The organism is Streptococcus sp. 517s (genome assembly GCF_054445985.1).
This window is the reverse complement of the sequence record NZ_CM136847.1, coordinates 177201-191574: the sequence shown is the minus strand read 5'-3', so window position 1 is coordinate 191574 and position 14374 is coordinate 177201. Positions and strand designations below refer to the sequence as shown.

Sequence of the window (14374 nt, the reverse complement as noted above, 5' to 3'; positions counted from 1 at the left end):
TTACTTATATTGTTTTAAATCTATATTTTCCGCATCTTCTGCCAAACGAATGGCTGACGCAATTTCAACCGCCATCTTGTGACTGGCTACATCGTGCACGCGCACTACTTCGACACCCTGTCTCGCAGCGATACTGGTTACATGAGCCGAAGCTGTGTCCCGATTGCGGAAACCGACTTCCGTCTCAGGATTAACTTCAAAACCATTTTCTTCTAGGATATTGATGACAAATCGCTTACGCGAAACTCCAAGAAAAATTGGATAGCCTTGCTGGTGTAGTTTATCCAGATCCCGTAGAAGGAGCAGATTTTCTTTCTTGGTCAGACCAAAGCCAATTCCTGGATCCAGCAGAATATTTTCTCTTGCAATTCCAGCTTGATTCGCTCTCACTAGAGCTCGTTCAAAGAAAGCCTCCATCAAGTCTTCAATTGGCATTTTTTCAAAGTCAGCTAACTCTTCCTCTGTAAAAGCTTGCCCAAAACCAAAATGAGGAAATATGAGCGAACTAGGGTGCTGAGGTCGAGCCATGACTGGATTAAACATGATAACCACTTTCGCTCCAGCCTTAGCAACCACATCCGCCATTTTCTCATCTCCCATGAGACCCGTAATGTCATTTACCAGATTGACACCAGCAGCCAAGGCAGCCTCTGCCACCTGACTTTTCCATGTATCGACGGAAATGAGGACATCACTTTCCTTGCGAATAGCTTTGATAACTGGAACAACACGCTGGATTTCCTCTTCTATCTCTACATAGCTGCTGCCCGGGCGAGTCGATTCTCCACCGATATCTAGCATACTCGCTCCTTCAGCTATCAATTTACGAGCTTGCTGGAGCGCCTGGTCAACAGCAAAAAATTGACCACCATCTGAAAAGGAGTCTGGGGTTACATTGATAATTCCACAAATAGCTGTTTTTACGTGGTTGACTTTATTGGACATAACGGTCACTTCCTTAAGTTTCTTTACCATATTATTTCTCTATTTTACCATAAAAAGAAAAAGATGGACACGCTAGTATTCATCTTTTCCAAGTAGGTCAATGGCTTAGAATGATAGGCCTAGATTTCTACTAATCAAGACTACCAAGGCTATTAAACAAAAAGCAATACCATTGAGAATCATATGAAGCAGGATTGACATCTCCAAACGTCCCGTCTTGTAGGCTGTCCAAGTCAGAACCGTTGACATCCCTCCATAAATAATCACAGAAGGCAGATTGGTTGGCGTATGGAGCAAGGCAAAGACGATTGCACCCACAATAAAACCTAGTTTTTCTTTTCCACGGAAGATCTTTTGGGGAATAATCCCACGACACAAAATTTCCTCACAAATAGGAGCAACCAATACAATCAAGAAGAAGGTAGAAATCAAGGAACTATTCTGAACCAAACCATTCAGCGTTGATTGATTACTCGTCGTTGTTTCATTCATCATGCGAAGCAAAGCGGAGCCCAACAAATTAGTAGCAAAGATCACTAGATAACTCAATACCAAGCGAGCTAGGTCCTTAGCTTTAAAAAAAGATAGATTAAAAGTAGCAAGCTTTGTTTTCCGCGCACCAATGATGAATACTACCAAAACGACAATAGACAAGGCACCAACTAAGAGTCCTGACTGCAAAAGCGGAAATTGTCTAGAAATCAACCAAGCGGATAACCCTAAAGGAAATTGTGATAGGACAAAAGCTGCTAAAAGGATGAGGATCCACTTCCCTCTGTCCCAAATCTCTTGCCAGATCGTCTTTTCTTTCATGATATACCTCCTTATAGTAAAAGGAGGTAATCCCCCTTTCTACTATTTATATCATTTAAAGCGCCATACTGATATAGTTAAGGATAAACAAGGCATCCAAAATCCAAATCATCGCGTGCACGTCCTTTGCTTGACCTTTGACAACTTTTGTTAACGTATAAGTCAAGAAACCAACTGCAATCCCTTGTGTGATAGAGTAGCTGAATCCCATGAAGATAGATGTAAAGAAGGCAGGGACAGCTTCAGCCATATCATCCCAATGGATGTTTTTCAAGCTACCGAGCATCATAATCCCAACGATAATTAAAATTGGAGCCGTCGCAGCTGATGGGACAATTGCCAAAAGTGGACTAAAGAAACTTGAAATTGCAAAACAAATCGCAACTACCAAGGCAGTCAATCCAGTACGTCCACCCGCACCAATACCAGCAGCAGACTCAACATAAGTCGTTACGTTTGAAGTACCTGCGATAGCACCAATTGAAGTACCAATCAAGTCAGAGTAAAGAGCCTTATCCAACTTATCTGATTGGTGATTTTCACCATTTGTCGCTACGATACCGACTTTTTCACCTGTACCAATCAAGGTACCAATTGTGTCAAAAATATCTGTCAACGAGAAGGCCAGAATAGCCATAAGTGTTTCCGGTAGACGAGCAGTGTCTGAGATTAAAGCACCCAATCCTTGTGAGCCAAGTGCTGCACCAAAGATTGTCTTCAAATCTTCAAAGGCTGCACCCACATGGTTATTAGAAAAATCAATGCTTGATACATCAACCAAACCAACAGCGATAGCAAGAACTGTCGTTGTTAAGATAGAAAGAATAATTCCTCCCTTGATACCCTTGATAACAAAGAAAATCGTAATCGCCAAACCTGCAATAGCCACTAAAACAGCTGGATTATTAAAGCTAACCAGACCTGGAACTGCTGAAGAGTTTGCTGTAATGGCTGCTTGGGCCTTATCAGCACCCTCACCAGCAACTGTATAACTTCCTGGATCAATAGAGAATTTCAAAAGACCAGCATTCTTAATCCCTACATAGGCAAGGAAGACACCGATACCTGCTGAAATAGCAGAACGAAGCGCATTGGGAATGGATTCAATAATCATTTTACGAACATTTGTTAAGGTAATGATTAGTGAAATAATCCCACAGATAAAGACCATAGCCAAGGCCTCTTGCCATGAATAACCAAGTCCAAATACGACTGTAAAGGTAAAGAAGGCATTGAGTCCCATACCTGGTGCTTGAGCGTATGGCAGGTTCGCATAGAAGGCCATCATCAGGGTACCAGCTACTGCACCAATAATCGTTGCTAGGAAAACACCTTGAGCAGGCATCCCTGTCTGCGCAAGCATTTGTGGGTTTACAAAGAGAATGTAACTCATTGCAAAGAAAGTTGTTAAACCAGCGAGAACCTCCGTACGAACGTCCGTCCCGTTCTCTTTTAGTTTAAATAGTTTATCCATTATAAATCTCCTTTTGTTTTTTACGAACAATATTAGTATTATATCACTTATCATTCACTTTTTCAATATGTTTATTTACCAAATTGGAGCAATTTTTGTTTTTTATCTCGAGTCTGCTTTTCTTCTTTCTTTTTGATATAATAGTAGACATCTTATCTGGAAACGACTAGGAAGGTTTATATGACTAAAAAAATTATTGCAGTCGATTTGGACGGAACCCTGCTTAATAGCGAAAGCAAGCTCTCCGATTTTACCAAAGAGACAATCAAAAAAATTTCAGAAAAAGGACACCATGTCATCATCACGACAGGACGTCCGTATCGGATGGCAAAAGACTTCTACCGCGAACTAGAGCTACATACTCCTATGATTAACTTTAATGGTTCCCTTACCCATCTACCAGGACAGGCTTGGGAGCACGAAAGATGCTTAACCTTGGACAAAAAATATCTCCTAGATATGGTCAAACGTAAAGAGGATATCCAGGCCGACTTTATTGCAGGAGAATACCGTAAGAAATTTTACATTACAGCTCCGAATGAAGAAATTGCGGACCCTAAACTATTTGGCGTAGAGAACTTCCAACCGGAAAATCAATTCAACCCCGAACGAGTAACCAAGAATCCTAACTGCATTCTCTTGCAAACAAGGGTTGAAGACAAATACGCTCTAGCGGACGAGATGAATCGTTTTTATCAGCATCAACTAGCTATCAATACTTGGGGTGGCCCCCTCAACATCCTCGAATGTACACCCAAAGGGGTAAACAAAGCCTTTGCTCTAGAGTACTTGCTCAATGTTATGAATCATGATAAAAAAGACTTAATCGCCTTTGGTGATGAGCATAATGATACCGAAATGTTGGCGTTTGCAGGCAAGGGATATGCTATGAAAAACGCCAATCCTGCTCTTCTTCCATATGCAGACGAACAACTTCCTCTGACCAATGAAGAAGATGGAGTTGCCCACGCTTTACAAAATTTATTCCTATAAAAAGAAGGATTGCTATCCTGCAATCTTTCCTTTTTATTTTCATTCTATTTTCATAGAGGTAACTCATTTTCAGTATTTTTATATTAAATTTTCTATTGTTATTTTCATATATTTTTTGAAGTTATTTATATATTAACATTTTGTAAGCCCATTTTCATTGAAAACTTTTACAATTTTCGAAAAAGTAGTTGATTTTTATATGAAAACGATTTATACTAAGTACGTCTGAGGTTTTTTAGGAAACCTATAAGTCAAACATTTTAAAAGGAGGAATGACAATAATGAGTATCGGAATCATTATTGCGAGCCACGGCGAATTTGCTGCGGGTATTCATCAGTCTGGATCTATGATCTTTGGTGAACAAGAAAAGGTTCAAGTTGTAACCTTTATGCCAAATGAAGGTCCAGATGATCTTTACGCTAAATTCAACAACGCTGTGGCTGCATTTGACGCAGAAGATGAGGTTCTAGTATTGGCTGACCTTTGGAGTGGATCTCCGTTCAACCAAGCTAGCCGCGTGATGGGAGAAAATCCTGAGCGTAAGTTTGCCATCATCACAGGGCTTAACTTGCCGATGTTGATTCAAGCCTACACTGAGCGCCTTATGGACGCTACTGCAGGTGTGGATAAAGTCGCTGCGAATATCATTAAAGAAGCCAAAGATGGCATCAAAGCTCTTCCAGAAGAGCTCAATCCAGTTGAGGAAGTGGCTAGTGCTGCGGCTGCTCCAGTTGCCCAAGCTGCTATTCCAGAAGGAACTGTTATCGGAGACGGTAAATTGAAAATCAATCTTGCCCGTCTTGACACACGTCTTCTTCACGGACAAGTCGCAACTGCTTGGACACCAGATTCAAAAGCAGACCGTATCATCGTTGCTTCAGATAACGTTGCAAACGACGAGTTGCGTAAAGAATTGATCAAGCAAGCTGCTCCTAACGGAGTAAAAGCGAACGTTGTACCAATCAAAAAATTGATTGAAGTTGCAAAAGATCCTCGTTTTGGTAACACACATGCTCTTATCTTGTTTGAAACACCTCAAGATGCCCTTCGTGCCATCGAAGGTGGCGTGCCAATCAAAACCCTTAATGTTGGTTCTATGGCTCACTCAACAGGTAAAACAATGATTAACAACGTCTTGTCTATGGACAAAGATGATGTTGCAACATTTGAAAAAATGCGTGACCTCGGTGTTGAATTTGATGTACGTAAAGTACCAAACGACACGAAAAAAGATTTGTTTGACTTGATTAACAAAGCGAACGTTCAATAATTTTAATCTGTTTTATCATTTTTGAAAACAGGATTAAATACTTTATTAAAACTAAATAGAAAAGGAATAAAACCATGTCAGATATTTCAATCATTTCTGCTATCTTGGTTGTAGTTGTTGCCTTCCTTGCAGGTCTTGAAGGTATCCTCGACCAATTCCAATTCCATCAACCAATCGTCGCATGTACCCTTATCGGACTTGCAACAGGTAACCTTGAAGCAGGTGTTATGCTTGGTGGATCTCTTCAAATGATCGCCCTTGGTTGGGCTAACATCGGAGCTGCCGTAGCTCCTGACGCTGCTCTTGCATCTGTTGCCGCAGCGATCATCTTGATCAAAGGTGGTAACTTTACTACTGAAGGTATCGCCGTCGCAACAGCCACAGCTATCCCTCTTGCCGTAGCTGGACTTTTCTTGACAATGATTGTTCGTACAATCTCAGTTGCCTTGGTTCACTCAGCTGACGCAGCTGCAAAAGAAGGAAACATTGCGGCTGTTGAACGCGCTCACTACTTTGCCCTTGTTCTCCAAGGTCTTCGTATCGCTATCCCTGCAGCCTTCCTTATCGCTATCCCTGCTTCTGCTGTTCAAGACGCTCTTGGCCTAATGCCAGAATGGTTGAATGGTGGTATGGCTGTCGGTGGTGCTATGGTCGTTGCCGTTGGTTACGCTATGGTTATCAACATGATGGCAACTCGTGAAGTATGGCCATTCTTCGCTATCGGTTTTGCTCTTGCAGCAATTTCTCAATTGACTTTGATTGCCCTTGGTGTCATCGGTGTTGCCCTTGCTTTCATCTACCTTAACCTTACAAAACAAGGCGGAAACGGTGGCGGCGGAGCTGCGACTTCTAACGACCCAATCGGTGATATCCTAGAAGACTACTAGAAAGGGGAACAATCATGGCTGAAAAAATTCAATTATCAAAATCAGATCGTCAAAAAGTTTGGTGGCGTTCACAATTCCTTCAAGGTTCTTGGAACTACGAGCGTATGCAAAACTTGGGTTGGGCTTACTCATTGATCCCAGCTATCAAAAAATTGTACACTAAAAAAGAAGACCAAGCGGCTGCTCTTGAGCGTCACCTTGAGTTCTTCAACACTCACCCATACGTCGCTGCTCCAATCATGGGGGTTACTCTTGCACTTGAAGAAGAACGCGCTAACGGTGTTGAAATCGACGACGCGGCTATCCAAGGGGTTAAGATCGGTATGATGGGACCTCTTGCTGGTATCGGTGACCCAGTATTCTGGTTTACAGTTCGTCCTATCCTTGGAGCCCTTGGTGCATCACTTGCTGCATCTGGTAACATTGTTGGTCCCCTTCTCTTCTTCTTCGGATGGAATGCTATCCGTATGGCCTTCCTATGGTACACACAAGAGTTCGGTTACAAAGCTGGATCTGAAATCACTAAAGACATGTCTGGTGGTATCTTGAAAGACATCACTAAAGGGGCATCTATCCTTGGTATGTTCATCCTTGCCGTTCTTGTACAACGTTGGGTATCTATCAACTTCACTGTTAACCTTCCTGGTAAACAATTGGCTGAAGGTGCCTACATCAACTTCCCAGAAGGACCTGTAACAGGTGGAGAATTGAAGGGAATTCTTGGTCAGGCTCTTAGTGGTTTGAGTTTGGATAGCGTTCAACCACAAACACTTCAAGGTCAGTTGAACTCATTGATTCCAGGATTGATGGGACTTCTCCTTACTTTCCTCTGCATGTGGTTGCTTAAGAAAAAAGTATCACCAATCGCAATCATCCTTGCTCTCTTTGCAGTAGGTATTGCAGCTCGTTTCCTCGGTATCATGTAATCCAAACCATCGAGAATATAGATAAAAAAGAATCAGGATTTGATCCTGATTCTTTTTTTGTGTATCAACTTTTTCTTCTAGTCAGATAATGCAAGCCCCCAATCACCACTGATAGGACGGCTACATAGAGCATTTGAGTGGCTTCTAAAGGCACAAACGCTCCTTGCAGGATAAATGTATTGGCAAGTACGCCAACAAGGGCTGTAAGACTTAAAAGTGCGAGTAAGACCAGCTTGTATCGATTAAAGGGAATGCTGACCTTGGCAACTAGACACAGACCATTGATCAAAGCAAGGAGGAAGCAAATAAATTTGACCTGACCTGGGACAGTGATAAAGAAGTTAGTCAGGAGAACACTAGCTACTAGAATGCCACCACCAATCGCAGCATTGGTCAAAATATCTCGCATAAAATGTGTGCTGACCTTTTCTTTATTGGACTCAAAAGTTAGGAAGAAAGATGGAATCCCAATCGTAATGGCTGAAATGATTGTAAACTGAATGGGGATAAAAGCAAACTCCAAACCAAATACCACACTCAAAATCGCAAACACGATGGAGAAGAAGGTCTTTGTTAGAAAAAGAGAGGCTACCTTTTGGATGTTATTGATGACACGGCGCCCTTCCATCAAGATATCATAAAATACTGCAAAGTCATCTGTTAGAAAAACAATATTGGATACACTTTTGGCTGCACTCGTTGCTCCCTTCATTGCGAAACTAATATCTGCTTTCTTAAGAGCTAGAACATCATTGACCCCGTCACCACTCATTGCAACTGTTTTACCAGCATTTTGCAAAATAGATACCATCTTTTGCTTCTGTTCAGGTGTCACACGACCAAATATTTCGTGTTCCAAGACCACTCTTTCAAAATCTTGTTCACTCACCTTGGTCATATCAATCGCACGGGCTTCTTCCTTAAAACCTGCCTTACGAGCCACCCCATATACAGCCACATGATTATCACCACTGATAATCTTCACTTCAACACCTTGAGATTCGAAATAGTCAAAGGTTTCCTTGGTATTGTCCTTAATCTCATCCGACAAAACGACGTGCCCTAGTAGTTCCATATTGGCTGGACTCATGATGTGGTCCTTACTATGGGCAAGTGTCAAGATTCGAAAACCTTGCTGCTTTAGATGTTCATAGTAGGCATCCATCGGCTGAGTAAAGCCTAGAAATTCATAAGCACCGAAGAAATAGGTCCCGCCCTCTTTTACTTGGACAAAGGAATACTTGTTTTTGCTTGAAAAGGCACCGACCTCTTGAACTTTCCACTTTTTCTCACAGGTTAAGTAAGTCTTCAGAGCTCGCGAAGTCGCATTCTCATCGTCAAAATAGGCTAGATAAGAAGACAGTTTCTCTGCTACATTAGCATCCATTTCTTGGACCTTCATATTACCAGTCGTGATGGTACCTGTCTTATCAAAACAAAGAACATCTACCCGCGCCAAGGTCTCTACACAGTATAGCTCCTGCACCAGAACCTTCTTTTTAGCCAGCTTCATGGCCGCTACCGCAAGGGAGATACTGACCAAGAGAATCAAACCCTCTGGAATCATGCCGACCAAGGCACCTGAACTTCCCAAGACAATCTCAACATAAGTCCGCCCCAGACTAAAACCTCTGACATAGAGCAGAATGGCAACTGGCACCAGCAAGATAGAGACGATTTTTAAAATCTTATCCATGTAATCGCGCAGTTGAGAAGGGTATTTTTTGAATTCTTTGCTGGATTTTGCGAGTTTGTTAATATAGCTATCTGTACCCACAGCCGTTGCCGTAACCAGACAAGTACCGCTGACGACATTGCTTCCGCTCATCAGCTGGTCACCAACCGTTTTAAAGACCAAATCACTTTCACCCGTCAGCAAGGACTCATCAACTTCAATATTCCCTTCAAGGACTTCTGCATCAACAGGCACCTGATCACCCAGATTGAGATGCAGATACTCACTCAGAACGATGTCCTCTGGATCAATCTCGATCGTTTGACCATCTCGGTTGACTTTGTACTTACTTTTACCAAGCAAACTCAGCTTTTCCAAGGCATTTTTTGAACGTACTTCTTGGAAAATCCCAATGGCTGTATTGATAGCAATCACACCTAAAAAGAGCATATTTTCAAATCGCAAGGTTGTGGCTACCAGAACTGCCAGAGCCAAGTTCATGGCATTAAAGAAGGTAAAGATATTTGAAAAAATGATTTCCTTGGTTGTTTTATAGGGTTTAATATCGCTGATATTTCGTTGACGATCCTTAATGTCTTGACTGCTTAAATACTTCATTTCTACTCCGATATCCTTTTGTACTACTATAGTAACACATATCTCTTTCTCTGTCACTTAAAGACCCAAAATAAGAAGAACTCCCTTGGCAAGCATCATCTATCGCCACTTTAAGAAGAACTTAAAAAGAGGCTAGGATTCCCCTAACCTCTTTTCTTTATACTTTATTCTGCCAAGGCACCCATTGGATCCCATGGTGCAAGTACGATTGGTTCTGCTTCATAAGCAGCTTGTTCTTCTGCTGTCAGCAATTCCTTACGGACAACGATTTGGTAAGTGTATTCATCCATCCAAGCATCTGAGGCAACGAAGTAACCATCTGTACCGACCTTGTCTCCCCATGAGTTTTCAACCTTCCACTTGGTTGACTTGCCATTTTCGTCCAAGTCCACACCTGTCAAGACCATGGCGTGAGTCATCAAGCTTTCGCTGTAGTCCAAACGTCCAGCCTTGTCTTGAGTGAGTTGAATATCCATGCTTGATTCAAAGTCATAAACATCTGTCGCAAGGATTCCAGCTTTGCGGTTGCTAAGTTGGCCGACATCTGAACCAAACCAAACAGTTTCTCCTGTTTGCATTTGGGCAATCGCCAATTCTTTCAAGCGTTCCATTGGAACGTTGATGTAGCGAACTGCACGGCTACCAACCACATTTCCTAACATCTCAACTGTGTAAGATTTGCCGTAAGGCTTGTCAGCAGTTGGAGCATTGATAACAGAAACGTAGTCTTCTAGAGGAAGATTGACATATTTCTTGTAAAACTCTTGTGGTGTGATACCCTTTTCGCTTTGGTAGTTATCATCCTTATCGCGATAAGCAAAGTCAAATTTACGTGGTGGAAGACCTAGTGACATAGCAAGGAAGTTAAAGATTTCTTGCAAGAGGTCTTCTTTCTTAGCTTGAACAGTCGCTTGGTCTGCACCAGAAGCGAGCAAGTCACGCAAGATTTGAGCATCTTGGCGAAGCAATTTGTTAAGGATGGCATTGAGCTCACGGCTGCTGCTAGATGAAACAGACTCAGGATAAACAGACTTAGGAACGACACCGTATTTCTCAAAGAGGGCAACGACCATATCCCATTGTCCACCGTCTTGTTGAGGAGTTTGGAGTAGAAAGCTAACCTTACGGCTCGTCAAGTCTTGGTCTGCAGTCGCAATCACTTGCTCCAAGAACCAGTTAGATTTTTCATACTTGTCCCAGAAGAAAGTGTGGGCTTGTGACAACTCAAAATTTTCAAGTTTGTATTGAGAGATGAGTTTGTGACGGAAGGTATTAAGGGCTGCAAACATCCAGCAACGACCAGATGCTTTCTGGTTAGTAACCTTGTCCTTGGTCAAATCCAATGAGAAAACAGGTGTATTGTCTACATAGCTTTGGCGACGTTCTAGGGCTGCAAAAATTCCGTTATGGCTGGCAGCATTTTCAATCGCTTGGTATTTGACATTTGCTTCATAGTTAGCAAATAATTTATCTGTAAATGATTCTTGAATCGCGTTCATAGATTCCTCCTTTTATTCTACTGTCTATTATAACTCTTTTCACAAAGGAAGCAACTGAAAAACTTAAAAAGGCAAGGACATTCTCCTCACCTTTTCTAGCGTAAATTAAATTAAGCAATACTCGCAAGGAGAACCTCTAACTCCTCCTTGGTCAGGCGACGCCATTCTCCTCGTTCTAAGTTCTCGTCCAAGACTAAAGTTCCCATCGTCAAACGTTGTAGGTCCACCACTTCCTTGCCACAGTAGGCCACCATTCGTTTGACTTGATGAAACTTCCCTTCTGCAATGGTCACGCGAACTAGACTTTGATTCTTTACTGGATTTACCGACACAATCTCCAGCTTAGCCGGCTGACAGGTAAAGTCCTTGAGCGGGATGCCCTTGGCAAATCTCTCCACATCTTCTTGGGTCATAATTCCCTTGACTTGCGCCAGATAGGTCTTATCCACATGACGTTTTGGTGAAAGAAGAGCGTGAGAAAGCTGACCATCATTGGTCAAGAGCAGAAGACCATGCGTATCGATATCCAAGCGCCCTACTGGAAAAACTTCCTTGGTCCGCGCCAAGTCATCCAGCAAGTCTAAAACCGTTCTATGCTTGGAATCTTCAGTCGCTGAAATAACTCCTTGGGGCTTGTTCATCATGTAGTAGACAAACTCTTCATACTCTAGCACTTGGCCATCAAAGCGAATCTCATCTCTTTCTTCATTGATCTGCAGTTTAGCTGACTTTTCTTTTTTACCATTTACCATTACGCGCCCAGCCTTGAGCAAGTTTTTGACCTCAGTTCGACTCCCTACAGCGCAGGCAACTAAAAATTTATCTAATCTCATAGAACTATTATATCATACTCAAAAGGAGGGCGAGCAAGTCCCTCCCTCCTTTTCTTTTATTCTTAGGAAATTAGCTTCCTCGTCTCCAGAAAATGGCTAATACAATCATGGCACCTAACACAGCTGGGATAATAGCTGTTCCTGCTAGGATTGGACCCCAAGTTCCAAAGAGCAAGTGGCCCAAAAAGGCACCAATCCAGCCGAGAAACATTTTTCCAAAGCATCCCATGCTCTCTCCACGATTGGTCAAAGCACCTGCCAAGAGTCCTACTAAGAGACCGACAAACATACTTCCAAGCATAGTTTCTCCTTAAATTGCCCAGTCTCCATTACGGAAGAGCGGTACGCGCGTTCCATCCTCACGGATACCGTCGATATCCATTTGATTCGAACCAATCATAAAGTCCACGTGAACATCTGAACGGTTCAGGCCCGCAGCTTCAAGTTCTTCTTCGCTCATCTCTGCTCCACCAACAACGCTAGTCGCATAGGCTGCTCCGATAGCCAAGTGGTTTGAAGCATTTTCATCGAAAAGAGTGTTAAAGAAGGTAATCCCTGACTGTGAAATTGGACTTGGATCTGGTACCAAGGCACATTCACCCAAGGCACGAGCGCCCGCATTTTCAAAGACAAGGTCTTTCATGACCTGATCACCCTTCTCAGCTGAAATATCCACGATTTGACCGTCTTTGAAGGTTACTTTAATCCCCTCAATAATGTTTCCGTTGTAGCTAAGTGGTTTTGTAGAGGTTACATAGCCATCTGCACGACGGAAGTCAGGCGCTGTGAATACTTCCTCTGTCGGCATATTTGGTAAGAATCCTTCTCCCTGCGCATTGATAGCACCAGCTGATTCCCAAACGTGGTTCTTCGGCAAGCCAAGTGTCAAATCCGTCCCTGGCGCTGTATAGTGAAGGGCTGAGAATTGCTCCTTATTAAGCATATCTGCCTTGCTCTTGAGGATGGTTGCATGTTCTTCCCAGGCCTTCACGGGATCTTCTTCGTAGACACGGCAAGTTTTAAAGATTTGGTCCCAAAGGAGATCAACTGCTTCTTCATCGCTCGCAGCATTTGGAAAGACTTTTTTAGCCCACTCAAGTCCAGCAGCGGCTGCTACAGTCCAGCTAACCTTGTTGGATTGCGTTGCGATACGCATTGGCTTCGTCGCAAGTCCCATAGCTTTAGCAGAAGCTGAAAGCTTGTCAGCGTCCACTCCGTTCAAGGCACCTGGGTCAGATGAGCGAACACCAAGACGGCTAGCCTTGTTCTCCAAGAGATAGTTCATCTCAGCAATTTTGTATTCTGGCACATTGTCCAGACGCTCCATCGGAGCGTGGAGGAATTTCTCACGGTTAATCACATCATCTGTCCACTGAACGATAACCTCATGCGCACCCAAGGCATAAGCCTCTTTCACGATCAAATGTGCCAACTCACGTTGCTCCACATCAATAGAAAGAGCTAAAGTGTGACCAGGTTGCACATTAATTCCGTTCGCAACCAATAATTTCGCATATTTTTCTAGATTTTCTTTAAAATTTGGTAAAACCATTCTATTCTTCCTTTTCTATTTTTCTTTCAAAGCAGAAAATAATCCTGCTAAAGCAATAGCACCAGACAAGAGTGCTGTCGATAGAATAATTGTTTCATCTGCCAGCTCTAACTGATAGTCAAAAACCTTTTCAGCAGGTTTATCTTCCGCAAAAATTCTTCCCTTACTAGTATATCACATATATTGGTATTTTAAAAAACAAGCTTACTAAAGCTTGTTTTAATTAGTTATTACAAAAATTGTGTACATATCTTTCCACTTCTTTTTCCATAGATTGAATCTCACCAATACCCCATCTATTTTTTTTGAAGTTATTTCTGCCATCATCTGTAATTTTAAACTCTGGCGATTGAAAATTCCTTCCCACTGTTTATATTTTGCACTCAGAACTAAATTTCCAAACTTCGAATTTTGACTATCAGTAATGATACAAAGATTCCCGAAGGAGTGCAAAAATTTATCATCAATCTTTTCAACTATTTCATCACTATTTGGATGTTGTGGAAACCAGTGCTCTATAGAGCGACGATAGGTAAACTTAAAATTTTCAGATGCAACACTCAAATACTTTCCTTTTAAATCTGAACGATTTTTCCATAAAATATAATCTATAAAATTGAAATCATAAACAAGAATGGCGCCATATCTTTTGATATTTCCATCCTTGTCAAACAAACTTTCTTCAGCATATCTCACTACCATTTTTTCAAAAAAAATCCTTAAACAGACTAGCAAACTCTGCTTGATTTAACTCTTCAATATGGTTGAATAGGAATTGCAAGATTTCATATAACCAACGACTATCACGATTGGCAGTAAAGGTCACAGCAAACATGGATTGGAGGAGGATAATGTTTTGGTTAACAACATTATCTGAAAATGTATCTT

General features: G+C 42.0%; 12 protein-coding genes and 1 pseudogene. 4 read left to right on the top strand and 9 right to left on the bottom strand.

Annotated features, from left to right (window positions below; all coding sequences use genetic code 11):
• The 3 genes from folP to ACVX3R_RS01010 all read right to left on the bottom strand — a co-directional run bounded on the left by folP (position 1) and on the right by ACVX3R_RS01010 (position 3232).
• The gene (folP, locus tag ACVX3R_RS01020; protein ID WP_458795143.1) at positions 1 to 975 is read right to left on the bottom strand and encodes a dihydropteroate synthase; all 975 of its coding nucleotides are present in this window, start codon (positions 973 to 975) and stop codon (positions 1 to 3) included.
• A gap of 75 nt (positions 976 to 1050) precedes the next feature.
• The gene (locus tag ACVX3R_RS01015; protein WP_458795142.1) at positions 1051 to 1758 is read right to left on the bottom strand and encodes a lysostaphin resistance A-like protein; all 708 of its coding nucleotides are present in this window, start codon (positions 1756 to 1758) and stop codon (positions 1051 to 1053) included.
• Positions 1759 to 1813: 55 nt separating this feature from the next.
• On the bottom strand, positions 1814 to 3232 hold the full coding sequence (locus ACVX3R_RS01010; protein WP_084872192.1) for an NCS2 family permease: 1419 nt from the start codon (positions 3230 to 3232) through the stop codon (positions 1814 to 1816).
• Between the two features lie 180 nt (positions 3233 to 3412).
• On the opposite strand from ACVX3R_RS01010, the gene ACVX3R_RS01005 reads away from it, so the two are divergent.
• From ACVX3R_RS01005 to ACVX3R_RS00990, 4 genes are all read left to right on the top strand, one after another.
• Positions 3413 to 4225, top strand: a complete 813-nt coding sequence (locus tag ACVX3R_RS01005; protein ID WP_458795141.1) for a Cof-type HAD-IIB family hydrolase — start codon at positions 3413 to 3415, stop codon at positions 4223 to 4225.
• A 281-nt stretch (positions 4226 to 4506) separates the two neighbouring features.
• Positions 4507 to 5496: a PTS sugar transporter subunit IIB gene (locus tag ACVX3R_RS01000; protein WP_458795140.1), complete on the top strand. Its 990-nt coding sequence runs from the start codon at positions 4507 to 4509 to the stop codon at positions 5494 to 5496.
• Between the two features lie 74 nt (positions 5497 to 5570).
• Positions 5571 to 6383, top strand: a complete 813-nt coding sequence (locus ACVX3R_RS00995) for a PTS mannose/fructose/sorbose transporter subunit IIC (RefSeq protein WP_084932891.1) — start codon at positions 5571 to 5573, stop codon at positions 6381 to 6383.
• A gap of 14 nt (positions 6384 to 6397) precedes the next feature.
• Positions 6398 to 7309, top strand: a complete 912-nt coding sequence (locus tag ACVX3R_RS00990) for a PTS system mannose/fructose/sorbose family transporter subunit IID (RefSeq protein WP_000818320.1) — start codon at positions 6398 to 6400, stop codon at positions 7307 to 7309.
• A gap of 64 nt (positions 7310 to 7373) precedes the next feature.
• Here the strand turns inward: ACVX3R_RS00990 and ACVX3R_RS00985 are convergent, their stop codons facing one another.
• From ACVX3R_RS00985 to ACVX3R_RS00960, 6 genes and pseudogenes are all read right to left on the bottom strand, one after another.
• On the bottom strand, positions 7374 to 9602 hold the full coding sequence (locus ACVX3R_RS00985; RefSeq protein WP_458795139.1) for an HAD-IC family P-type ATPase: 2229 nt from the start codon (positions 9600 to 9602) through the stop codon (positions 7374 to 7376).
• 164 nt (positions 9603 to 9766) lie between these two features.
• Entirely contained in the window at positions 9767 to 11101 is a 1335-nt protein-coding gene (gene pepC, locus ACVX3R_RS00980; RefSeq protein WP_458795138.1) for an aminopeptidase C, read from the bottom strand.
• A gap of 110 nt (positions 11102 to 11211) precedes the next feature.
• Positions 11212 to 11934: a pseudouridine synthase gene (locus tag ACVX3R_RS00975; RefSeq protein WP_458795137.1), complete on the bottom strand. Its 723-nt coding sequence runs from the start codon at positions 11932 to 11934 to the stop codon at positions 11212 to 11214.
• A 70-nt stretch (positions 11935 to 12004) separates the two neighbouring features.
• Positions 12005 to 12235: a GlsB/YeaQ/YmgE family stress response membrane protein gene (locus ACVX3R_RS00970; RefSeq protein WP_247943324.1), complete on the bottom strand. Its 231-nt coding sequence runs from the start codon at positions 12233 to 12235 to the stop codon at positions 12005 to 12007.
• A 9-nt stretch (positions 12236 to 12244) separates the two neighbouring features.
• A complete protein-coding gene (locus ACVX3R_RS00965; protein WP_458795136.1) occupies positions 12245 to 13486 on the bottom strand; it encodes an aminopeptidase in 1242 nt (413 codons plus the stop codon).
• 223 nt (positions 13487 to 13709) lie between these two features.
• Positions 13710 to 14372 (bottom strand): annotated as a pseudogene (locus tag ACVX3R_RS00960) (GmrSD restriction endonuclease domain-containing protein); the annotation flags it as partial.
• Positions 14373 to 14374: the final 2 nt, after the last annotated feature.